A 23,279-nucleotide genomic window follows, 5' to 3' on the forward strand; every position below is an offset into this window, starting at 1 on the left:
CGTGACGCTCCGATGGTGCATCGCGACGAGCAGGGAGAACTCCGATGGGAGAGAGCCTCGTGATCCAGGAAACCCGTACGACGCGAAAACAGTGGGACGTGGAGTTCACCTCCCACCCCGAGGAGGTGGCCACGCTGCGCCGCGTCGTGGCACTCCGCCTGGCGGCCTGGAGCCTGCCCGAACTCGTCGACACGGCCCGTCTCTGTGTCAGCGAACTCGTGTCCAACGTCCTCACGCACGTCGGCATCGGTACACCGGGCCTGCTCGCGCTCTCCGTGAACGGTGCGAACCTACGCATCGAGGTTCACGACCCGGACACCCGGGCCCTGCCCGCCGTCGTCCTCGCGGACGCCCACGCCGAAGGTGGTCGCGGCATGACGCTGGTCGATGCCCTCGCGGACCGCTGGGGCGTTCAGCTCCACGAGGACCACAAGGTGACGTGGTGCGAGTTGGCCACGGGGGCTGCGCCACCCGGCGACTCCACGGGCCATCCGTCGGTGACCCGCGCCGAGGCGCTGTTGGACCTGTACGCGACCTTGCGGCCTCCGAGGTGCTCCTATGAACCCGGGCCCGGGAAAGTGGGCCGGAGGGTGGCGGAGGAGTCCGCGATCGACGTCATCACGGACTTCCTCCATTGGCTCCAGGCCCGCGGTCGTGACGTGGACGAGGTGCTCGACCACGCGCAGAGCCGCATCGAGGCCGCTCCGTCGGCGAACGGACGGTGAGACCTGCCTCAGGCCGTCAGGACCTGCCGGAAGAATCCCACCGAGGGGTCCTCAGGAGTGCCCACCAGCAGAGCACGATCGAGCAGGATGTTGTTGTGCTCGCAGCTCGTCTCCGGGAGCATCACGCAGGCGTGGCAGGCCGCCAGGTTGGTGCCGCCGGCGCCGGACATCCCGGTCTCCATGCAGAGCGGGTCGGAGGAGCACCACTCGGCGCGGAGGACGGCCGAACGGACCGTACGGTCGAGAAGCTCCGGTTCGCCCTGGGCGACCAGACCGCCCAGACTGCCCGCCGAGTCGCTCGTCGCCGTGTAGACGAGCACGCCGGCCATGTCGTCGGCGGCGTAAAGGCGTTCACGCAGGGCCGCTGCCGGATATCCGGACTCCAGACTCCACTCGTTGACAAGGACGTGGGCCAGCGTGTGCAGCAGCACCATGCGTGGGGTGGCGGGGGAGGGAGCGGCCCGGCTCGGGTCGTCGGCTCGCTGCTCCAACACCCGCTGGTGAGCGGTACGCATCCACTCGGCCCGCGCTGCCACCGCCGGGGCTTTCTCCCAGATGGCCAGTCGGTCCTCGTCCAGGCGGAGGAAAACCCCCTCGCCCCGCACCTCCATGGCCGGTAGCCAGCGCAGGGGGCGTTCGGACAGGGGCATCTCCTTGGAGTCGGTCGTCGACTCGGCGTCGGTCAGCCGGGTGAACGCCTTCAGGGCGCGCACCTCGCGAAGCTTCTTGACCAGCATGGGGCCGGTGATGCCGAGCGGTTCGAGCACCCTCTGATCGCCCGACGGGGTCTCGCAGACGAACTGTTCGTCCCGGGAGTGCTCGCTCTCGTCGTTGCCCGAGCGGAGACGCTCGTACTCCTTGTTGCGCAGGGCGCGGTAGCGGTGGTCGAAGGTCGGGGCCGTGTTGTCGTCGGGGTCCTCCTCGCGCTCCGCGTCGAGAAGCGCCATCACTTCGTCCAGCGGGATCGGGCTCCCGCCCTTGAAAATGATCTTCAGGGCACCCTCGATCGCCGCACGGTTGTCGAGTTCACGCAGCGTGTCCCAATGTTCGGCGAGCGGATCCGCCCGGCCGTCGCTCCACGGCGGGATGGAGAGCGCCGACTTCAGCACCGGCTGCCACACCGAGGAAGAACCGCGCTGCAACGTCCGCAGGGGGCGTCCACACTCCTCAGCCGGCGCGGATGTGCCGAGCCACGGGCGGGAGCCTCGGCACGTGAGGCCCAGGTCCTTGAGCGCGTTCCTGCGGAAGGAGCCCTCCATGGAGACCTCGGCGGCCTGCCCACAGGTACAGGAGACGAGGATGGAGCGGAGCGAGGAAGTACGCCCGGACGTGCGTAGCTTCAGCTTTCCCCCGCACTGTGCCGTCGTCGTGACACCACGTTCCTTGGAGCGGTGCACCCACTGCCGGTACGGGAACTCGCCGAGGTGTCCGGCCTCGCAGGCGACGACGAAGCGGGAGGGGACCAGATCGACCTCGCACGTGCCGCAAACGCTACGACCGGCGGGTGGGGTGAAGTCGCGGTGTCCTTGCAGGTCGTTGCACTCGGGGCAGGAGTGCGTCCAGGGGAATCGCCGGACCCGGAGGCCGTCCTTGCTCTTGTCGTCGGAAGCGGGCGGCAGCCGGAAGCAGTCGACGCCGAGCAGTCGGGCCAGGCGTCGTTCGTGGATCCGTGGGGACTCGTCGAGGCTCCAGCCCTGTTCGGCCTCGTCGAGCCCCGAGACGATGAAGGACTCGTGGTCGACCGCGATGAGCGACCCGACGCCGTACGTGGTGATCGCCTGGGCACGGCGGACCGTACCGCGCCGCGGAAGGTTGTGGGCGGGGGCGGTGCCGTTCGCACCGGTCCGACGACGGCGGGCGGGGGGCGGGGTCATCGGGATCCCTCCAGGAACAGGGCGGACTCGGCGTCGACGTCGCGCAGGCTCCACAGCGTGGACCAGGCCTCGACGTCCGTGGACTCGTCGGCGTACGCCTTCAGGAGCGAGGGGGCACGACTGCCCCTCTGCGGCTCGAACAGCAGGCCGCTGTGGTTGTCGGCCTCGTCGCACCACCAGTCGACGAACTCGTCGAAGCCCCGGGACACGGCTTCGGTCTCCTCCGGCGTGACCTCGCCGACGCGCTCCAGGAGCACGGACTTGATGCGGCAGCGGAGCACGTGCTCGTAGGAAGCGACCTTGCCGGCGCCATTGTTGGGACGGGCAGCCGGGACCATGATGCGGGCGAGGGCGACGATCACCGCATGCAGGCCCCGGTCGCGGGCGCGGGCGGAGAACGGGGTGACGGAGGTGGACTCGACCTCGCGGTACAGAGCCGAGTGGAAATGCTGGAAGCTCTCGTAGTGGGAACGGTCACGGGACCGGGACGAGTTGAGCATGACGGCGACCAGTCCCGGGTGCGCGCGGCCGACGCGGCTGGTCGCCTGGATGTACTCGGCGGTCGTCTGCGGCTGACCCATCACGGCCATGAGTCCGAGGCGGTCCACGTCCACGCCGACCGCGATCATGTTGGTGGCCAGAAGGACGTCCACGGTGTCCTCGTCGGGCAGTCGCTTCTCGATGCCCTTGAGACGGGTGGGGATCTCGCTGGCGTCGATACGGCTCGTCAGCTCCGAGTAGTTGGCGATCGAGCGGACCTTCACTCCCTCGCGCTCGGCGAGCATCTCCAGGTAGGCCACCACGTCGTCGTGGACCTGGAGTTCGGCCGCCGACAGCAGCCGGAGGCTGTTGAAGTAGCCGACGAGGCTCCAGTACGCGTCTCGTACCTCGTCCTCGGTCTCCGCGTGCAGGGCCCGGTGCAGCAGGGTGGCGTAGGTGCGGATCAGCAGCGTGGCCTGGCTGGTGCCGGGGGCCAGCAGGCCGACGTAGCGGCGGCTCGCCTTCTCCTCGCGCGGAGTCTCCACGGCGAACCACGAGTCGCGGGCGTCGAGTCCGGCGGGCGGGAACTGCCGCACCTCGCGGGCGAACAGGTTGCGTCCCTGGTCGGCGGCGCGACGGATGGTCGCCGTGGAGGCGATCACCTTCGGCCGGCCGGCGAGTGCGTCCACAGCTGTCTCGTAGAGACCGGTGAGGGTTCCCAACGGGCCGGAGATCAAGTGGAGTTCGTCCTGGACGATCAGCTCCGGGGGAGGAGTGTCGCCGTCCGGGTCGTCACGGTTGAAGAGCGCCGCGGTCGCCGGCCGCCACGGCATCGACGCGAACTTGTCGACGGTGGCGATCACCAGCGTCGGCCGCGCGTCGTACACCGCCTCGTCGATCAGGTGGACGGGAAGACCGTCGGCGAAGTCGCAGCCCGCGCCCGGGCATCGGACATACATCCGCTTCGCGACCTCGTCGGCTTCGTAGTCCCGCGCGTCGAGACGGGTTCCGCACCAGGGGCAGGCGTGTAGTTGGACCGGGTTCTCGGTGGCGAGGCGCTTGTCGAGGTTCGCACGAAGCTCGGTGAGCTTCAGACCCGCTTCTGCCAACGTGTTGGGGGTGGCCGAGCGTCCCACCCACATGCCGACGGAGAACTCCTCGTGCCCCAGCTCGGGTGTACGACGCCGCATGTGCTCCATGGCGCACAGCAGGATCGCCGCACGTTCGAACTGCTGGAGGGTGAGCAGCCGCAGCGTGTAACGCATGAGGACGGTGACACCGCCACCGGCCCGGCCCTTGCGGATACGGCGCAGGAACGACGCGAGGGCGATCAGCCCGAGGTAGGCCTCCGTCTTGCCACCGCCGGTGGGGAACCACAGCAGATCGGCGGTCCCTCGATCAACGTGCTGAGGGTCCTCGATCCCGGCCAGGCACAGGAGCACGAACGCGATCTGGAAGGGACGCCAGCGACCGGCGGCCGGGTCGGGGAAGCCGACGCGGCCGCCCTTCACCCAGGCGCTGCGGGCGCGTTGGTCGGCCATGGCATGGTTGGCGAGCCGGAACGCCTTCATCAGATCGGGCTTGGTCCGCAACAGTTCGATGCCCTGGCGGATCCGGTCGAGTGCCTCGAGGCAGGCCCTCACCTGCTCCAGCGCGGCCTTCTCGTGAGGCCCGCCGGCCAGTTCCTCGGTCTCGGCCGCTTTGCGGGCGATCCAGAGGCCGTACCCGTCGGCGAGTGTTTCCAACGCGGTGAGGATCTCGGCGTCGGACCTCTCCGCCAGCCCCAGCATGGACAGCGCCGAGCTGTCGATCTCGGGATTGGAGTCGGTGAGCAGCACCTCCACCGTCGGCACGAACTGGCTGCGCACCTCGGCGACGGCGATCTCCGGGGCGGTGTCGGTCACGCCGACCGGCGACGGGTTCCAGTCCCATTCGGCGGCGCAGCCGTGCCCGACGGCGAAGGTCGGGGCGTGGCGGTGCAACAACCGACTCGTGGCGATCTCCGGGTCGTGGGCGCCGGCCGGGGCCGGGCGTTCGACGAACGCGGTGGAACCGTCGGCGGCCCGAATCGTCAGACCGCACTGGAACAGGGAGAACGCGTCCTGGAGGTCCCATTCGCCGATCTTCTGCGTGTTGATCAGCGTGACCGTGATCGTGACCGTACCGGTGGTCGGATCGACGCGGCGGATGTTGACATGCAGGGAGGCTTCGTCAGTGAGCCTGATCGGCCCCTTCGGGGCTGCCTCGGTCACGACGAAGCGCAGGTCGGGGAACGAGAGCTCCCTGCGCCGCCACTGTTCCCGCTGGTCGGCAGTGGTGCGGGCCTCGGCGCGACGGGCCGGGATCCGCTTGCCGTCGGCGTCGGTGGGCTCGTAGACGGCCGCGCGCGCCGAGACCACGATCGTGTCGCTTATGGCCGGCTTGACCGCGAAGGTCAGCCCCATGGTGGAGGGTCGCCGGTCCCCCGAGGCGCCGACCTCCGGCGAGGCGCCGGAGTCCTCGCCGTCGCCACGGGTGGTGAGGGGTATGTCGTCCGGGCCGTCCTGCTCGGCGGCCTCCTCCTGCTTTCGTTCCTTCGTGGCACGCGGGTACAGCACGCCGGTCAGATAGCGGTCGATCGGCGCGTCCTGGGTGAGGAGCTCGTCCCGGTCCTCCTGCTCGGCGTCCTGCGCGGGACCGAGGAGTTCACGGCGGAGGCCCACCAGGAGTTCCTCGTCCCGGACCCGGTAGTGCTCGGAGTGGCGGCCTGCCACGTGTGTCATGCGTGCTGCTCCTTGTTGTCGTCGGCTCGGCGATATCGACCTATACCGGTGATCCGGGGAGCGATCCACACGCCCCGGTCACCGAGGCCGGCATTGGCGCCGGCCGCGGTGCTGCCCGTCACGGTCTCCAACGTGTCGACCCGCAGCCCGTGGACCTCTTCGGGCCACCAGGGGTCCCAGGTCCGGTTGACCTTCTGCACCTGGAACAGCGCCTCGCGGAACCACTGGGACACCTCACCGATCTCCCGCCCGTCGTGCAGCAGGGCGTACGGAGGGCTCTGGGTCTCGCCCATCGGCAGATCGTGGAGTCTGCGCAGCAGTACCTCATGTCCGGGACGGACCTGTTCCAGTAGGTACATCTGGCCGGCGACCGCGTCCGCCTCGTGGCCGGGCGGGTTGTCGCGACACACGTCGCCGGCCTGGGCGACGATCCCGTAGCGGTCGTAAGGACGCCACCCCCCGAGGTAGAGGCGGCCGTCGCGGCGGCGCCCCGCCCGCCTGAACTGGGGCAATTCAGGCGGGGTCACGTGGTACAGGTCCTGGCGGGCACGCGTCATCGCCACGTACAGAGCACGGGCCTCGGCGGGGAGGTCCAGTTCCCGCTCGAAGCGCTTGCGCAGTCCGGCGACGGTCGGCGGGGTCAGGATGATCACACGGTCGAACTCCAGACCCTTGGCCCGGTGCACGGTCGAGACGACGACCCGGGCGGTCTCCGGGTCCGCCGCCTCGTCGGGAAACCTGCCGTCGGCGACCGCGCGGCGCAGCCGGTCCAGATCGAGCACACTGCGGCCTGCTCCGCGTGCGACCCGGCGCAACACCGTCCACAGGGCGTCGATGTTCGGCTCGTACGGGAGCGGGATCTCCGACAGGAGCGCACGGAACCGGTCCTCGGTGAGGCCGGTCGCCTCCGTGCGGCGCAGCAGCTCGGCCACCCAGTACGGCACCGGACGCTCTTCGAGCGGGCGCCGCAGCCGGTGGTCGACTCCGTGGGTGTGCAGCAGGGAGGAGACCACGAGGGCCTGCTGGTTGTCACGCGTGAGGACGGCACACGTGTCGGAGGGGTCCCGCAGGCCGTTCAGGGTGAACTCGTCGTCGAGGTCGCCCAGGTTGTTCGCCGGGTCCAGAAGAAGGTCGCGCAGTTCGTCGTAGAGCGTTTCCGCTTCGTCGGGGTCCTTGAGTTGCTGGAGGCGAGGGCCGTGCGTCAGCGCGACACGGGCCTCGGTGGTGGTGGCCCGGAAGTTCCGGGTGAGCCGCAGTTCCACCAGGTCCTCGGGGTAGGAGCAGCGCAGCCAGTCGAAGAACCGGCCGGTCTCGTCGGCGCGTTCACCCAGGTCCGCGATCTGGAAGCCGTAGACGGACTGGGCGGCGTCGCCGACGACGGTGAAGCCGCAACTGTCCTGGTACCGGTCGAGAAGTGTCTCCACCAGCTCCCGGCGCACGCCCAGCAGATCCTGCACCTCGTCGATCACGACATGGGCCGGCGGGATCGCGTCGCCGGTCTCCAGCGCCCCCTTCTCGATCGCGCGGGTCGTGGCGGCGATCCTCTCGTCGAAGCCGACAGTCCCCCACTCGCCGTCCGGATGCGCATGGAGGAGCACCTCGTAGGCCCAGGCGTCGAAGGTACGTGCGCGCACCCGGTGTGCTCGTTCCCCGTGCCGGGAGATCCGTTCGCGCAGCTCCCGGGCGGCGGCCCGGGAGAAGGTGAGCACGAGGATCTCTGCGGCCTCCAGTGTCTGCTCGGGGTCCTCCTGACCGCACAGCGCGTCGAGCCGCCGCACCAGGGTGTGGGTCTTTCCCGCTCCGGCGCCCGCGGTGACCAGGACGCGTGCGTCCCAGGGCTGCTCGACCACGGCCAGTTGCTCGTCGGTGAGCGTGGGGCTGTCGAGGTAGACGTCGGTCACTTCCGGCTCCAGAGGTGCTCGAACTGGGTGAAGGCGAGACGCGTGTCGAAGTTGGCGACGTTGTCGCTGACGTTGAGGATCAGACAGCTTTCCTTGCCGCCGTTCAGCGGTCCGCGCAGTCCGCGACCGATCATCTGCTGGTACACGTTGGTGCTGTAGACCGGCCGGGCAACGACCACGGCACGAGTGGCCGGTGCGTCGAATCCCTGGGTGAGCACACCGTAGTTGGTGAGGACCCGGATGCGGCCGTTCCGGAAATTCTCGATGCGGGTGCGACGGTCCTGAGCGCTGGTCGTCGAGTCCACGGCGGCGGACGGGACTCCCCGGTCGTTGAGCAGGGCTGCCAGGTACTTGGCGTGGTCGACTGAGGTGGCGAAGAGCAGCGTCGGCCAGTCGTCCGGTAGTTCGGCCACCGAGTCGACGATGCGTCGGCTTCGTGCGTGGTCGTCGGCGAGCCGGTGTTCGGCGGAGCGAGAGAGCATGGCCATTCGATCGGCGTGTGTCTTCTCGTCCTGTGTGAGCTCGATACGGCCGCCCTCGAGGGTGCGGTGCTCGACCTGGGCGAGCATGCCCCAGTCCTGGAGGTCGCGGTACGGGTCACCCGACGGGAAGACTCCTTGGTCGAGTCGTTTGTTACCGAAGCGGGTGGCGAGGCGACGGGTCTCGTCCTCGTTGGTGTTCCGGAACGGGGTCGCCGTCAGACCGAGCAGATGCCGAGTGGTCTCGTACTGGGTGAGGCCCAACCGGCCGAGGACGTCGGTGTATCGCTTGGAGATGGCGGTGTGCGCCTCGTCCACGATCACCAGGGTGGCCTCGCGCAGCCAGGCGTACTGGTCGGCGCTCAGGCACTTTTCCAGCTTGGCGTCGGTGGCGACCACCAGGTGCGGGTGGTCCGCCACGTTCCCGACCTCGTTGGTGCTCCACAGCCGGCTGATGGTGAGCGGGCGTTCGGCGCCGACCTTGCTCCAGACGAACTTCCAGCTTTGGACGGCCTGTTCGCACAGCTCCTCGGTCTGCGCTATCCACAGGAGCGGACCCTTGAGGTCGCCGACCCGCTTCACCCAGCGGATCACGGCCTCAGCAGTCACCCGGGTCTTGCCGGCCCCCGTGGGCAGGGACAGCATTCCGCGTTGGGGGGCCAGCCGGTCGAGCATCCGGGAGATGTTCCGGACCAGATCCTCCTGGTAGGCGTGCAGGCTCGGGAAGTCCCGAGGGCCCTCGACGGTCTCGAACGGGGGAGGAGACGGAGTCCGTGAACCGGCGAACGCGACGGGCAGTCCCAGTTCCGAGACGAATGCGATGGCAGCCGACGAACCTCCGTAGGAGACAGGTGCGTTGGGGAAGCGTGCCTGGATGTCCCGGGCATGCTCCTTGAGCACCCCGTCGCCGTGTGCGTTGAACGCCATCTGCGCGATCCGGTGCCCGGACGGCTCCACCCCGCCGGTCTCCTGCAGTTCCGCCTCCATCAATCCCTCGGGGAAACCGGTCCGGAGCGCGTCCGCGCCGATCAGCAGCTCGATCTTGGTCACCACGTCGTCGGCTTCACGCACCGCCCTCTGCGCCGCCTTCAAGGCGCTGTCCCGGGCCATGCGGTCCTGGAGTTCCAGCACGGCACGGCAGCCGGCGGCGCCGAGGCCGAGGCCGAGCTCGCGGTCGATCAGGCGCAGCATCGGCTCGGGCTCCAGCGGTACCAGGACCTTGACGGTGCTGTCCTGGCGCACGGCGTCCAAGGGGGAGGCGTGCGTGCCGTTGGGTGTACGGGTGACCTCCTCGAGCTCGCTGCACCGTTGCACCATGCTGTGCCGGTTCCCGCTGTTCAGTCGCTGCCGCAGGGCGGGGAACAGCTCGACCAGGGGGACCGGTTCGCCCGCCGGTACTTCGCGGGTCTCCAGGCTGATCACATCGGTGTAGCGGAGCATGCCCCACTTCTCGATCATCAGCTCTGCGTCGTCGGCGGTCGGCACGAGCAGCGCCGGGAGCTGCTCGGCGCGCAGCGCCTGGTACTGAGCGGTCCCGACGGCGACGGTGATCTCGTCGTCGGGACGGGTGCCCCAGGCGTCGCCGATCCGGCAGCGCGTCAGGGAGTCCTCGGGAAAGTCCGCGTCGAACCGGGTCAGCATCACATAGGTGGCGCCGACGAAGGAGTCGTCCTCGCTGCGGGTCACCTCGTCGAGGAGTACGTCCCAGCGGTCGGCGGGAACCTCGTCGACGGTGATCGGGAGCCGGAGCCTGCGGGCCTTCTCGGGTGAGATGTCGGCCACCGGCAGCACGTCCCGGTAGGCGGCGAGCTGCGGGCCGACGGCCTCCCTGAGCGGCTTGATGCCCTGGGAGGTGGCGATCGTGCCGAACTTCACCAGCATCCACCGGATCGGCGAGATCACTGCCTGTCGAGTGCTGCTCTGCGCACCGATCTGGCGTGTCCAGTTGTCCACCACGGCGTCGTCGGGCAGCACCTTCAGGAAGGCGGCGCGGGATTCCTCGGACAGGGCGCGGAAGAGGTGGAGCGAACCACCGACGGGGGCGCCCTCGACCTTGATCCGGTTCAGCGCGGGACGCGGGGCTCGGCTGTCCAGGCTGCGCAGGTAGGTGGCGTGGACAGCTTCACGGTACTCCTCGAACCATGGCTCGCCCTCCTGTGGCCGCACCGAGCCGGAGGGGCGTTCCCGCAGGCCGATCTGGGGGAAGAAGGGGGTGTCGTCGGAGTGGAACGCCATGTCGACGGCCACGCTCGGGTCGCGCTTCGCGTCGACGACAGGCCCCGGAAGCATGCAGCCCTCGGCCGGCCGGAACCGACCGTCGGCGGTCCGCACCCGGAGCGTGGAACGCGCGTCGGGCACCCGCTCCAAGACCTTGTCAGTCAGTCGGCGGACCCCCGCCTGACGGAACAGCTCCCAGAACCGCTCCCAGTCCGAGTCGCTGTAGTGGTCGAAACCCTGGTCGAGGACGCTGACGAAACGGCCCTCGGCATCGGCTTCCCGAATGCCCAGGCTGTTGAGCGCGTGATGCAGCGACGGATCCTGGGAGAGCTTGTCGACCACGTACACCAGGGCCTCGCGCAGACCGCCCTGATCGGCACGGCGGAACACCCTGCCTGGCACGGGGGCGACGAGGCCGTGTTCCTCGGTGAGCACGATGCGGGCCTTGCGGGCCTCCTCGGCGTAGGGGGAGCGGGCGTCGATCATGTCGGCGAGGATGCGGACGGCCACCGCCGACGCCTCGGGAGTGCCGCTCTCGACCAAGGCCTCCAGCCACTCCTTGACGTCGGTTCGCCGGTGTCCGGCCGCGCTGATGATGTGCTCGACCTTTCCGGAACGCAGGACGTCCGCCTCCGCGCTGGGGTGCAGCCAGTCCGAAGGGCGCCCGGGGCATTCGTGCCACATGCGCAGCCAGCTGGACAACTTCTTCAGGTCCTTGTCGAACCGCGGGTGGATCCGCAGCCGCGTGGGGACGCGCAGGATGCCGTCCTGATCGGGCAGCGACGGGCGGTCCGCGGTGCGGGCCCAGATCTCCCGGGTCAGGAACTCGTCGGCCCAGCTGATCGCCTCCTTGACACGGCCGGGCAGCAGGGGCAGGTAGGCGGCCGGGTCCTCGGCGGGAGCGAGGGCGGGCAGAGTGTCGACGACCAGCTTCGCCGACACCCGGATCATCTCCTGGTTGAACGGGGAGGAGTCCAGGAGGTTCTGCCGGTCCTCGTTGGTCTTCCAGGCGCCGTTGAGAATGCCGCTCAGCGACATCTCGTACTTGGTGGGGAAGAAGGACCAGAACTTGCCGCGTCCACGTGACCGCGGGCTGACGTACAGGCCGCTCTCCGGGTCCTTCTCCTGTGCGGGGACTGCCCAGGAGAGGTCGAGGGAGAGTCGGTCGTGCAGCTCTCCGGCGTCGTCGCGGGCCGCCGTGCCGGGCTCGTGGGTGGTGGTGAACACGCGCCACCGGTCGGTTGCCAGGGCCTTTCCGGTCCGCTCCTCGACCACGGTGTGCAGGTCGCCGGTCTGCCTGCTGGTCAGGGTCCGACGTGCCATGGGGCGCGGCCGGCGGTCCTCCAGGACGACCGTGGCGACGTGCGGCGAGAAGAGCTGGAAGCCGACCGGGAACTCCTCGCGCGGTTCGCCGTGGTCCTTGGCGCGACCGCCGTGCATGTCCCGGCCCAGCCGGTCGTCGGCATTCGGCAGCAGGGGCAGGCGGACGACGGTGGTGGCCCAGCTCAGCAACTCGTCCAGGACGTGATCGGAAGCGCGCTCGGCCCGCGCGTCGAGAGGCCGGGCCATCCGCAGCACGGGGGCGTCGAATTCCGGGCCGTAGCGCGCTGTCACGCCGGGCACGGCCTTGATCTGCTCGTACGACCAGGCACGGTCGAATCCGAAACTTCCGGTGCTACTGAAGAATTCCGGTGCGTTGGTCACCACAAGAACGGATTTCACGCCGACGCCGAATCGTCCGATCTGGCCTCCGCGCTTCTTCGACATGCTCATCCGGAGAATCGTCTCCGCGCCTTCCGGGGTGACAGGGAATCCCTCGTTGGCGCAGTACAGATGGGTCTCTGTGAGGACCACGTGCACTTTCCCGCCGGGTTCTCCGGCGATCTCGTCGGCCGCGTTCTGGACCAGTTCGAAAAGCTGCCGGTCACCGTATCCACCTTGAGTGATACGGCGTTCTCCGTTGGCATGCTCGGCGACGAGGCCGGGATCTACGGAATAAGTCTGCAGGACACGGGTGGACTGTTCGAGAACGGTTTGGATAACAGAGGAGGAAGACGGCGTCGACATTGTTCCTGCACTCCTGTTGATGTCAAGTTCCGGAATAATGAGCGGGAGCGCGGGCCGGCGGATCGATTCACGATTCGCCGGCTCAGCTGCTTCCGTCGTGCCACGGCGTCGGACGACCACCGACCTGGGTCCCCGAAGATGTTCAGGGGAGGGCGGACGACACTCCGAGCGACGTGTTATGTGGGGGGACTTCACTCAGTGGTGGGGGCAGGCTTCGGGCAGGCCAGCAACGTGCTTGGCCAGGTCGGGGAAGTTGTCGGAGAAGTACTCCATCGACGACTCGAATAAACTGATGACGCTCGCCACCTCAACCTTGCAGCACGCCATTGCGATGAGCATCGTAAAAACACTCAGGTCGCGGTCCGATATCATGCAATCGTCATCGCTCTGTCCGTCCATGATGGTAAATGCCCCTGTCGTGTCGAATCCGCTGATGTTCAAAGCCGGGGCATTGAGATTAGGCATGGCGGGCCCCGTGGCTGAGCTGCTTTTCTCGGTCGAGATGCTTTTTCGGAAACCACACGATAGCGGGTCCGCTTGACGTTCCGCCAGTGCTTTGGGTGAGCATCGACAGACGAGCTTTTGTTCGAATTACAGGACCGGGTGAAATCTGTGGATGGACACACCTCTGACCCGGCCGATCGACCCCTTCTTGTGGAGGGGGTGAACGGGGTAGAGTAACCACCACTAAGGACCTTAGTAGGCGTGACGGGTGGCTGTCAACCCTCGATTGCTGCGACTCGGAACGACACCGCTCGGTCGAATTGAAATAGGGTAGAACGGGGTAATTCTGTACGTATGGGTCACTTCGTTGAGTTGCAAGGGTGGCCCGGGAGTAATCAACCATCAGTTGACAGGCTTCCTCGCGTCAAATTAGCCTTCTGTTCGCCCCAGGCGACCAGCCTGCGGCTCCAAGGAAGGAGCAGGTGGCACGTGGAGACAGGTGAGGAGTTCGGGCCCTGGCTGTCCCGGCAGCTCAGACTCGCGGGCAGGACACAGGCCGAACTGGCCGAGGAACTACAGCTGACACGGGCAGCCGTCTCCGCGTGGATCACCGGCAGGTCGACCCCGCGCCCCACGGTCATGGCCGACATCGCCAAGGCGCTGGGCACGGACCTCGGCACGGTGCACACCCGTACCACCGACACCCAGGCCGGCCTCCCGGTCACCTGGTACCACCGCCCCGGCTACCCCGACGGCGGCCGTGACCTGGGCAATGCTGCCGCTTTCGCCTTCGACGCCGACGCGCAGGTGCTCGCGCGGGAGACCTGCCAGAACAGCCTCGACGAGCGGCTCACAGAGAACGGACGACCGGTCAGGGTCCGCTACACCCTGCACGAGCTGACCGGGGAGAAGCTCGAGGCCTTCCGCGAGGCGATCCTGTGGAACGATCTGTTCCCTCATTACTCCGCGGTCTCCGAGAGCGCGGGCGGCCAGAAGGTCGGCCGGGTCGTGGACGCTGGGGTGCGCGACATGTATGAGAAGGGCCGCCTGGTCCTGCTGCGTGTCGACGACTACAACGCTTCCGGGCTCACCGGCGACGACTACGCGGACGGCAAGTTCGCCGCCGTCGTCAGACGCCAACTGGAGAGCCTCAAGTCCGGGCACAGCGCGGGCGGTTCGTACGGCCTGGGCAAGGCGACGCTGTGGGCCACCAGCGCACTCGGCCTCGTGCTCATCAACTCCACTCTGTCCGTGCCGCACGAGGGACGCACCGAGCGACGTGTCATCGGCCGTCTCGAACTGCCCTGGCGTGAGGTCGACGGCGAGACGTACGCGGGCCCCGCCTGGTTCGGGCGCCCCGATCCCGATTCGCCCGGAGTCATGGTCGCCCGTTCCTGGTGGGCAGACGAGAAGACCGTGGAAAACCTTTACCTGACCCGGGAGAACGACGAACCCGGTACGTCCTTCCTCATCGTCGGCGCGCACGACGTGGGTGGCCTCGCGGAGAACTCGTCCGATGCCGACGACGGGTCCGCGGACGACGAGAGGGACGACGAGGACACGCGGGACATCATCAGGATGCACAAGCGACTGGTCGAGGCGTTGGGCCGTGACTTCTGGGCCGCGATGACCGGCGGGGGCAGCAGGCTGCCCCTCCTGGAGGTCTATGTCCGTGCCTTCCGGAACGGCAAGGAGGTCGTGGAGGAGCAGCAGATCGACCCGTCCGTCGAGCAGCCTTCCCGGACCCGAGCCCTGAAGGCGCACTACGAGGGCACCACGGTGGATCGCCTCACCGAGGCCGGACAGGTCGCGGCACGGAGTATCCCGCTGAAACTGCCGTTTTCCGGCGGCACCCGGGGGACGCTCGGTACGCACCAGGCGGTCCTGCTCGTCACCGAGTCCGAAAAGGACGCAGACGGCGCGAAGAACTCGCTGCACTCGCTCCGCGGCAACCGCATGACCGTCAAGAGGGCCACCGTCCAGAGGCTGCCGATCGGCACCAACCCCTTCCAGGCCGTTCTGCTGGTGGGCGAGGCGGCCGGGGAGACGGCGCCCTTCGCGAAGGAGGCCGAGGAGTTCCTGCGTGCGGCGGAACCGCCCGAGCACGACCGCTGGGGACAGACGGAGGAGCTGACCCTGCGCTGGTCGCCGTCCGCGTACCGGCGGATCAACGCACTGACCACCGAGGCCAACAACGCGGTGAGGGAACTTGTCGCACGACCGAAGCGGAGCAGTCGCGAAGGCGGTGAGGCCCTGCGCAAGGCGTTGACCGTGAAGAAGAAGACCAAAGCCAAGGTGCCCACCGGGCCGGTGGTCCCGGCGCTGGACGCACTCGACGCGACCGTCGGTGACGGCGGGGAGTGGCAGATCACCGCCGAAGTGACCATCCCGCGCGGCGACGAGATCGCCCCGATGGTGCCGGTGGCCCAACTGGACGTGCGTTCAGGAGGCCGCCCGAAGCTGGGCTGGGCAGAACTCGTGGGAGTCGAGGGCTGTGAAGTGGAGGACGGGATCCTGCGCTTCACCCCCGGCGCGCGACGCGCGAAGTTCCGAGGGACCACCGATGTCACCAGCCACCCGGTCAGGACCACGCTCACCCGCCTCGTCCTCGAACTCCGTGCCGGCAAGGGGGAGTGACGCGTGAAGATCTACCCGTACAAGCGACTCAGTCGGCCGATCGCGCTCAGGGTGACCTCGGTCTCCCTCAAACTCTCCGACGGCACCCGCGACCGATTGGAGACGAGCGCCTACTCGACCCAGCAGCAGGCCGTCGCCCTCGGCATCGCGGGCCGCACGGACTGGGTGAGCGCCACGATCGGCCTCTCGGTGACGTTGCCGCCCGGGGTGAACGCGCCGGACGCGCCCTGGTCCGAGCTGTGTGTCCTCGCCGTACTGACGGACGGCGAGACCAACGTTCGTACCTCCGTGAACCTCACGCTCGACACGGAGGGCGGCCATGACTGGTCCGGGGCGCTGGAGGTGCTCCGTGACGATCACCGGGGGCGGGCCTCTCTCGCCGTGTACGCCGTCGGGACGGTGGACGGAGTGCGCGGACGGTCGATCACCGAGACCGACCGAAGCTGGATCATCGACACGGTGTCCGACGAACCGGTCCGCGACCTCCAACTCGAAGTCCGACAAGCGTCGTTCAAGAGAAGCTCCCGGGAATGGCTCCACGCCTACGCCGACGCGCCCTGGATAGTGGACACATCGGCCAGAGTCCCCACCGTGCTCGTGAACACCGACGTCGAGGGTGTCATGGGGCTGCTGGACAGCAACAGCTCGGGCGTGGAGAGCAAGGTGCGTGACCTCCTGGTCGCCCAGATGGCCACCGACGCCTGGACCGCGGTGTTCCACGGAGCCATCGGCGATCTGGAGGTGGAGTCCGGCGGCGGGCCGGTCTTTCCGACCGACTGGCAGGGCGAGGTGCTGCGGGAGATGCTCCCGGACGTGATCCCCGGTGTCCATGTCGAGGAGGCACTGCGGCAGGTCCATCGCCGACGCACCGGCGAATCCGGTTGGGTGGAACTACAGACGCGTATCCACTATGCGGCGGTCAGACGCGCCGATGCCGGCAAGGCCCTCGCCTATGCCATCCGCAGTCTCGAACAGAAGAACCGCGAGAGTGAGACGTGATCACCCAACCGAACCACGTGCCGGAACGCCTGGCTCTGCTCGACACCTCGGCTGTCGATCCGTTCCTCACCGAAGAACTCCTCAGGGGCGAACAGGTCCACGGCGGCATCGATCTGGCCAAGGTCGTCGAGCCGCTTCCCGAGGACGACGCCAGATGGTGGATCGAGCCGATCCGAAGCCTGGTGGAAGACGCCATGTTCGAGTTCCGGGAGGACCGCACCCGAGCGGACGCGTGGCTCGCGCCACGGCTCCATGCCACGCTGCGCCTGACACGACGGGAAGCGGCGGACAAGCGCCTGTGGAACCACCTCGCCCTGGCGGTGGCTCCCGATTACATCGTCTGGCGACACCTGCCGGAGGTGACGGCGAAGCAACCGGAACCGCGTGTCGCCGCACAGCGCTTCAGCGGCCCTGCGGACCGCCAGTGCTTTTCCCGTCTGTGGTGGGCGGCTGAACTCTTCCGGAACGGGCCGGACTACGGGCCGGTCGAGATCGCCTGCGGGAACCAGGACCTCATCCACACCGTTCTTCGGATGGACCTGATCGACCACCGGCCTACCGCCCAGGCTCTGGTTCGACTTCTGAAAAGCGGGCAGGTCACCACCGGGCGAGAGGTCAACGGTCTCAGCACCGCGATCAACACGGCCGGTGCGACCTTGATCTACGACATCCTCGCGCCGGATGAGCCCCGCGATCCCGCCGCTCTGCGGGACTGGATCGCGGAGGCCGAATCGGCGCAACCGGTCGAGCGGCACGGACTCCCGGACGGTCCTGACGAGGACCCCGCCCCGGAGGAGTCCGTGGCCGCGCTCACCGGCTACTTCGCGGAGCTGTTCGAGACGGCGCCGATCAGGGGCAGGGAGAGTGGCGGCTGACCCGGTGTCGTGCGGGCCGTCACAGAGCTCTCCGGCGTCCCGCTCGTACTACTTCGCCGCTGTCTTCTTGCCCTTGCGCGGGCGCACGGATGAGGGGGGCGGCACCTGGTCCTTGGACTGTGGGCACCTGTCGGTGCAGGCGTCGGCGTCCCCGCAGCCGTTGTCGCGCAGCTTGGCCCGCTGTTCCTCGGTGGCCGGCTGCCACGGCTTACGCAGGCTCTCCGGGTCCGGCTGAGGAAGGCCGAGCGCGGAGCTCAGCAGGTGTGCACCGAACAGGGGCGGTACGGCGTTGCCCACCTGCTGGGCCTGCGCCGTACCGCGCCACGGATAGTCCGGCGGGAAGCTCTGCAGCATCCCCGCCTCGTTCATGCTGAACCGTGGTCCCTCGTGGACGATGTTCTCGTCGTCTTCGAGGTGCTCGAAGACGACGAAACGGGAGATGCGGCCTGTGACGGTGGTGGCGGGCTGCTGGTCGGTCCGCACTCCACGCCTCCCCGGGTGCCCGGAACTGCCGTAGTTCGAGCGGACCAGGAAGGGAGCGGAGCGCCCCGGATGTGAGCCCACCGGCTTTGCGAGGGCATCACGCATCGACCTCCAGGGCCGTAGGTCCGCGTCGCTCTTCGACGCGTCGATTTCCTCGTAGAGAGTCGGCTGACGGGTCTGGTCCGTGGCCTGGACGGATTTACCGGCGCCGTTCCTCCGATTCCATTCCTTGGCCTGGTAGGCCCGGTGGGTCGGGGTGGGAAGCGAGGGCTCGCCGAGCCCTTCACGCCGAGCGATCAGCACCGCGCGGGATCGTGTCTGCGGCACCCCGTAGGTCTCGGTGGCGAGGACGCCGACAACCGCTTTGTACCGGGTCCCGTCGGGGAGCCCCGTCTCCTCCAGGACCTTGGCGTAGTGCTCCCAGAGCGGGGCCACCGCGGGGACCTGCTCCAGGACGATCACGTCGTAGGGGCGGTTCTCCCGGTTCGGGCTCCGGGTGGCCTGGATCGCGTAGCGGAGAGGTTCGAGGACCAACGCGGTGCGTGGATCGGTGAGGTTCTTCAGGTCCTCGTCGATCTCCTGGGCGGAGTCGCCCGCCATCAGCCGCTCGATGTACCCCCTGACCCGCTCCAGAGCCTGGCGCCCGGCGCCGTGCCCGGCCACCGAGTACGTCTGGCACGGAGGACCGCCGGCGAGCACGTTGATCTCCGGCGGCAGCGACTCGAAGGCGTCCCTGCGTACCGCGCTCACGTCGGCGTGGAGGGTGTCCAGCCCGGCTGCGTACCGGGTCAGGCAGGCGCTCTTGTCCCACTCGATGCCGAGACTCGGGATGTCGAGCGAGTGACCGGCGACGTCCAGCCCTCCGGGACCTGCGAAGAGGTCGAGGACGAAGGGCTGGTCGAGGATGTGCTTGTGGGACGCCGTGCTGGTCATGTGGCGGAATTCTAGCCGGCCGGGGGGACTGATGGATCCCGAACGAGCGCCGCGGCCACAGCCCGCCCCAGAGCCCTCCCCACGGGAGGAGGCGTCGCGTGGCCTATCTGGCGGTAGCGGGAGGTCTTGCGCCCGGTGATCTCCCATGTCTCGGGAAACCCTTGCAACAGTGCCGCCTGTCCAGCCGTGATCTTCACCATGTGGTCCCTGCCGAGTTCGGGATCCCAGACGAAGTCCACGTCGGGAACCTCGTCGCCCACGGTGTGACCGTTGACACCCACGGTCGCCCAGGTGTTCTTGGCACCGGTCGGCCCCAGGTCCGCGCCGCCTCGGTTCTTCGAGCCACCGACCAGGGTCGGAGCCGGTCGATCGGCCTGTGCGGCCCAGCGAGCGGCGTCCCGCCAACCACGTGATGCCATGGACGGCCCCAGGACGGCACCGACCGTCGCCGGCTGCCGCACAGTCGGTGACGGCGGCCGGAACGCCGCGGCCCACGGTCGCTCGATGGCGATCAGTACGCCCTGCTTGCGGTTCTGGGGAACTCCGAAGTCCACCGCGTTCACGACGAACCAGCTGAACTCGTATCCCAGATGGGCCAGTTCGGCTCGGGCGAAATCACGGAGGTGCTGGTAGGCGTCCGAGTTCGCAAGCCCGGGAACGTTCTCGATGAGCACCGCGCGGGGCCTGATCGCATGGACGAGGTAGATCGCGGCCGTCAGCAGCCGCTCCTCCACATCCGAATCGGGGCGTCCGACGGTCGCGCTCGACTTCACTCGTGGCAGGCCTGCCGACAGGAGATCCACGTCGTGGCTCACGGGATGCTCGGACGGATCGAAGTCCATCAGATCGGTGTGAAGCACGTTCCAGTGCGGCCGGTTAGCTCGCAGCGTGCTGACGGCCAGCTCGTCGTCGTCCAGCAGCAGACGCGGATCGAACCCGGCCTGCTCCAGTCCGAGAGCGAGCCCGCCCGCCCCGGAACAGACGTCCACGAAGGTCAGACCACTCATCCCTTTTTCTCCCCCTCGTTCGCTCTCGTCACAGCGGCCGCCACCCGGGCAGCCACTTCCTCGGGAGCCTCGTGTTCCCAGAAGCGCAGCACCGTCCACCCCTGCGCGGCCAGGTGGTCGGTCGTCTCCCGGTCGCGGGCCATGTTCCGGTCCAGCTTGCTCCGCCACCACTCCGCGTTGGCCTTCGGCTGCGTGGCGTGTAGGGGGCACCCGTGCCAGAAGCACCCGTCGATCAGGACGGCCACCTTCGCTCGGGGGAAAGCCACGTCGAGCCGGCGACGAGGCATGCCGGGCACCGGATACTCCACGCGATAACGCAGGCCGGCCGCGTGCAGCAGCCTTCGTACGGCCAGCTCGACCCCCGTGTCCTTGCTCGCTTGCCTGCTCATACGGGCCGAGACGCCGGGAGAGGAGGGCGTCATGCTGTTCACAGTCGTCAGACCTCACGCACTCGTGTCGTCACGGTCGATGATCGCAGCTTCCGCCCTGGTCGAGTCGATCGCACGGAACCGCACCAAGGCACGGTCACCCCGCGCCGTCGACGGCGGTGCGACGAAGGCGAAGGCCATGACCAGGTCGCGCGGATCCACCGAACCGTCGGACAGGATCCGGGGCTCGGATTCCACCACGGGATAGAGCACCAGCGCACCCCGACGGGGACGGACGAGTTCCTCGACAGCGGCGTTTCCCGCCAGATGCGAGGCCCCTGCCAGGCGCGTCACCGCGGCGACGTGCTTCGGATCACGGATCGCGCCGAACAGCGGGCCGCGGCGGCGCTTACGGCGGGCGAGGGAGAAGGGGCCGTGTCCCAGAATGCGTGCCTCGTTCCGGCGGGCGGACGTCTGTGTCGGAGCGATCACGACCCAGTCGTCGATCGTGCCGTCTTCCCGCCCGGCGTCCAGCAGGAACTCCAGGTGGGGCGAGAACTGCCCCGGGACGGACCAGCGCAGGTCGCACAGCACCGTGAGCAGGTCTTGATGCGACATCGTGCCCACCCGTGCCTCGTACTGCGGACCGCCGTCCACGCCGAGCGAGACGGAGGTGTCCGACAGGGCTTCGAAGACCGGCTCCCAGCACTCCGTGTTGTGGCGCAGGGCGTGGGGGTCCTCGGGGTAGGCCGTGGGCTCCTCCCAGACTCCCGGCGACCGTACCTCCACCAGCTGCGCGTTGAACATCTTGTTCCGCGCCGACGGCTTCACCCACGGCAGATGCTGAGCCACCAGCGGGGGTATCTGGGCGGGGGTGACCTGGGGGCGGCCGTTCACCATAGGGGCGTAGCGGGCCAGTTCGGTGCGGAAGAGTTCCTCGTCGCGGCAGATCGCCTCGAAGGCCTCGTACAGGTCGACCGTCCTGGCGTTGCGGCCACGGCCGAGAGTCTCCTCCCGGCCGATGTAGAGACGGACGAGGTCGCGGTACCCGGGCCGGAAGCCGAACCAGCGACCCATCTGCATCAGGGTGTCGGCCTGCTGCGTCGTGCGGCGGTAATACGTGATCGTCAGGCCCTCGACCGTGAAGCCGCGGGACAGCTTCGTGCCACCGACCAGGATCTTCCAGACGTTCGGGGTGCGATCGAAGTCCAGGTCGGGCTGGGAGTAGTCACGTTCGCTGGCGCCGTTGACGACGATCACCGGTGTGCCGCCCTTGTTGATGAGACGGCGGGCCTCGAAGACGTACGGCTTCAGATCTGCGTACGTCGTGGGGGTGGGCAAGGAACTGGCCGCGTGGGTCCGGAAGTCCTTCTCGAAGAGTGACGCCAGACGTGCGTGCCCCTGAGAGCCCGTGTACGAGGCGTTGTGCCACATGGTGTTGATGCGCAGGGCGAGCGCGGTGTGTTCGGCCATGCGGACCGATTCGTGCACGAGCATCGTGTGGTGACGGAACGGACCGTCGGGGGTCCCGTGGTCGGCGCGGTAGAGCTTGAGAGCACCTGTGAGGACGAAGGCGTCCAGAGCTTCCTGGAGGCGGTCTCCTGCGGAGTCGTAGATGCCTCGGACGTGCTTCTTCTCGGCCCCGCCCTCGGTTTCGCCGTCGTCGACGCCGTCGAGGTCGTGGAAGTCCTGGACGCCCATGTAGCCGCTGGGGCGAGGGAGGGAGATCAGGAAGTCCTGCGGGAAGATGTTCTCCTCGTCACCGGGGTCGATGAAGACGTTGGCAAAGGGGGTCGCGGTGTAGCCCACGTACTGGGCTCGCGGCAGCAGACCCAGAAGCTTGGAGATCAAGCCGTTGATGGCCGTCCGCTCGATTCTTCCCTCCTCCCACTTCTTCGGGTTCGAGGTGTTCACGGAGGCCTGGTCGGACTCGTCGTCGATGATGAGGGTCGGCAGCTCCCCCAGGATCCCGTGGATCTGCTTGAGGTCCTTGACGAGCTTCGTGAGGACGGCCTTGTTCTTCTTCACCACGAGGATCCGCGCTGCGGTGTGGTGAAGGTTCGCCGAGTCATGCAGTGGCCGGGTGGGGACACGCTTCTCGAACTCCAGGGCCCGGATGCCCTGGGCCAGGCTCTTGTAGTCGTTGTCGCGTGTGGTCAGGCGCTCGATGTCGAACGCACCGAGCGTGGAGGGACGGCCGCCGTGCCGGACGAACTCCGACCAGTCCTCGTCGTCACCCACGTAGTCCACGCCGACCAGGGAGTCCACATCTGTGACATCCGCGCCCCGCAGGATGTTCTCCTGGCCGATCAGCTCCATGTCTAGGCGCCTCTGGGTCTGGGCGCGCAGCAGGTTGAGGGTGCCCCCCAGGACGATGACGAGACGGTATCCGGCATCGATGGCCTTGGCGGCCACGCCGGTGAAGTTCGCCGTCTTGCCGGACTGGACGTAGCCGACGACCAGGCCCTTCGCCTGGCGGGCCGCCGGCTGTTCGGGGTCGGCGAGGCGCTCGACGACTGCCAGGCTCGCCTGGTCGAGACTGGCGATGGCGGCCTCGGACCAGCCCTTGTCGCGGAGCTTCCGCTCGTACGCCGTCCAGTAGAAGGACCTGGCCGCCGCGCGTTCAGGGGTGTACCACGGGGTGAATTCCCGGGTGATCACCGTTGCGCCGGGCACCTTCGCCACGGGTACGGCCTCGTCCAGGAGCTTGCACAGCTCACTTCCGAACCGGAGCCGTTCGTAGACCACCGCTCGCCGTTCGTCGGTGCGCGCCGGGGAGCCCGCGCCCCACTGCGGGTTCTCCGCGAAGTCCCAGGCGGTCAGGTGGCGGCCCCACAGAGCGGCCAGTGCGTCGTCACCACCGATGAGAAGGGAGCGGAACAACTCCTCGCCCAGGTCCGCGTCCGGGTGAGACTCGTCCGCGGCGAGCGCTGCCCAGCGCTCGAAGTGACGTGGCATGCTGCCCATCCCCGCCAGCGCGGAGGTGTGGATGTCGAGGAGCACACCGGAGGAAGTGTCGGTCATCTCT

General features: G+C 68.3%; 13 protein-coding genes. 4 read left to right on the plus strand and 9 right to left on the minus strand.

The genetic code is table 11. The features are described from left to right. Positions 1 to 44: 44 nt before the first annotated feature. Complete coding sequence (locus PYS65_RS22685) at positions 45 to 725, plus strand: ATP-binding protein (protein ID WP_279335773.1); 681 nt, start codon at positions 45 to 47, stop codon at positions 723 to 725. Between the two features lie 8 nt (positions 726 to 733). On the opposite strand, the gene drmB is transcribed toward PYS65_RS22685, so the two are convergent. The 5 genes from drmB to PYS65_RS22710 all read right to left on the minus strand — a co-directional run bounded on the left by drmB (position 734) and on the right by PYS65_RS22710 (position 12,970). Beyond that, a complete protein-coding gene (gene drmB, locus PYS65_RS22690) occupies positions 734 to 2,599 on the minus strand; it encodes a DrmB family protein (RefSeq protein ID WP_279335774.1) in 1,866 nt (621 codons plus the stop codon). Then, entirely contained in the window at positions 2,596 to 5,841 is a 3,246-nt protein-coding gene (locus PYS65_RS22695; RefSeq protein WP_279335775.1) for a helicase-related protein, read from the minus strand. The genes drmB and PYS65_RS22695 overlap by 4 nt, the downstream gene beginning before the upstream one ends. Then, positions 5,838 to 7,742 carry a UvrD-helicase domain-containing protein gene (locus PYS65_RS22700; RefSeq protein ID WP_279335776.1) on the minus strand — a complete coding sequence of 635 codons (1,905 nt, stop codon included), beginning with the start codon at positions 7,740 to 7,742 and terminating at the stop codon, positions 5,838 to 5,840. Before PYS65_RS22700 ends, PYS65_RS22695 begins: the two co-directional genes overlap by 4 nt. Beyond that, the gene (locus PYS65_RS22705) at positions 7,739 to 12,505 is read right to left on the minus strand and encodes a DEAD/DEAH box helicase (RefSeq protein ID WP_279335777.1); all 4,767 of its coding nucleotides are present in this window, start codon (positions 12,503 to 12,505) and stop codon (positions 7,739 to 7,741) included. The genes PYS65_RS22700 and PYS65_RS22705 overlap by 4 nt, the downstream gene beginning before the upstream one ends. A 195-nt stretch (positions 12,506 to 12,700) precedes the next feature. Then, entirely contained in the window at positions 12,701 to 12,970 is a 270-nt protein-coding gene (locus PYS65_RS22710; protein WP_279335778.1) for a hypothetical protein, read from the minus strand. A gap of 468 nt (positions 12,971 to 13,438) precedes the next feature. Between PYS65_RS22710 and PYS65_RS22715 the strand changes: the two genes are divergently transcribed. Genes PYS65_RS22715 through PYS65_RS22725 form a run of 3 tightly spaced genes read left to right on the plus strand, consistent with a single transcriptional unit; the run spans position 13,439 to position 17,460 of the window. After that, entirely contained in the window at positions 13,439 to 15,586 is a 2,148-nt protein-coding gene (locus PYS65_RS22715) for a helix-turn-helix transcriptional regulator (RefSeq protein ID WP_279335779.1), read from the plus strand. Positions 15,587 to 15,589: 3 nt separating this feature from the next. Next, entirely contained in the window at positions 15,590 to 16,585 is a 996-nt protein-coding gene (locus tag PYS65_RS22720) for a hypothetical protein (RefSeq protein ID WP_279335780.1), read from the plus strand. Beyond that, positions 16,582 to 17,460: a DUF6339 family protein gene (locus PYS65_RS22725; RefSeq protein ID WP_279335781.1), complete on the plus strand. Its 879-nt coding sequence runs from the start codon at positions 16,582 to 16,584 to the stop codon at positions 17,458 to 17,460. Before PYS65_RS22720 ends, PYS65_RS22725 begins: the two co-directional genes overlap by 4 nt. A 48-nt stretch (positions 17,461 to 17,508) precedes the next feature. On the opposite strand, the gene PYS65_RS22730 is transcribed toward PYS65_RS22725, so the two are convergent. Genes PYS65_RS22730 through PYS65_RS22745 form a run of 4 tightly spaced genes read right to left on the minus strand, consistent with a single transcriptional unit; the run spans position 17,509 to position 23,275 of the window. Next, a complete protein-coding gene (locus PYS65_RS22730; RefSeq protein WP_279335782.1) occupies positions 17,509 to 18,876 on the minus strand; it encodes a DNA cytosine methyltransferase in 1,368 nt (455 codons plus the stop codon). An 11-nt stretch (positions 18,877 to 18,887) separates the two neighbouring features. Then, entirely contained in the window at positions 18,888 to 19,883 is a 996-nt protein-coding gene (locus PYS65_RS22735) for a DNA cytosine methyltransferase (protein WP_279335783.1), read from the minus strand. Beyond that, positions 19,880 to 20,305 carry a very short patch repair endonuclease gene (locus PYS65_RS22740; protein ID WP_279335784.1) on the minus strand — a complete coding sequence of 142 codons (426 nt, stop codon included), beginning with the start codon at positions 20,303 to 20,305 and terminating at the stop codon, positions 19,880 to 19,882. The genes PYS65_RS22735 and PYS65_RS22740 overlap by 4 nt, the downstream gene beginning before the upstream one ends. 21 nt (positions 20,306 to 20,326) lie before the next feature. Further along, on the minus strand, positions 20,327 to 23,275 hold the full coding sequence (locus PYS65_RS22745) for a Z1 domain-containing protein (RefSeq protein WP_279335785.1): 2,949 nt from the start codon (positions 23,273 to 23,275) through the stop codon (positions 20,327 to 20,329). Between the last annotated feature and the right edge of the window lie 4 nt (positions 23,276 to 23,279).

The sequence above is a fragment of the Streptomyces cathayae genome (assembly GCF_029760955.1).
GTDB lineage: Bacteria > Actinomycetota > Actinomycetes > Streptomycetales > Streptomycetaceae > Streptomyces > Streptomyces cathayae.

Coding starts and splice junctions, on each gene's coding strand:
- PYS65_RS22735 (WP_279335783.1), bottom strand. CDS start 19,883: ATGAGTGGTCTGACCTTCGTGGACGTCTGTTCCGGGGCGGGCGGGCTC.
- PYS65_RS22745 (WP_279335785.1), bottom strand. CDS start 23,275: ATGACCGACACTTCCTCCGGTGTGCTCCTCGACATCCACACCTCCGCG.
- PYS65_RS22740 (WP_279335784.1), bottom strand. CDS start 20,305: ATGACGCCCTCCTCTCCCGGCGTCTCGGCCCGTATGAGCAGGCAAGCG.
- PYS65_RS22685 (WP_279335773.1), top strand. CDS start 45: ATGGGAGAGAGCCTCGTGATCCAGGAAACCCGTACGACGCGAAAACAG.
- drmB (WP_279335774.1), bottom strand. CDS start 2,599: ATGACCCCGCCCCCCGCCCGCCGTCGTCGGACCGGTGCGAACGGCACC.
- PYS65_RS22730 (WP_279335782.1), bottom strand. CDS start 18,876: ATGACCAGCACGGCGTCCCACAAGCACATCCTCGACCAGCCCTTCGTC.
- PYS65_RS22695 (WP_279335775.1), bottom strand. CDS start 5,841: ATGACACACGTGGCAGGCCGCCACTCCGAGCACTACCGGGTCCGGGAC.
- PYS65_RS22705 (WP_279335777.1), bottom strand. CDS start 12,505: ATGTCGACGCCGTCTTCCTCCTCTGTTATCCAAACCGTTCTCGAACAG.
- PYS65_RS22710 (WP_279335778.1), bottom strand. CDS start 12,970: ATGCCTAATCTCAATGCCCCGGCTTTGAACATCAGCGGATTCGACACG.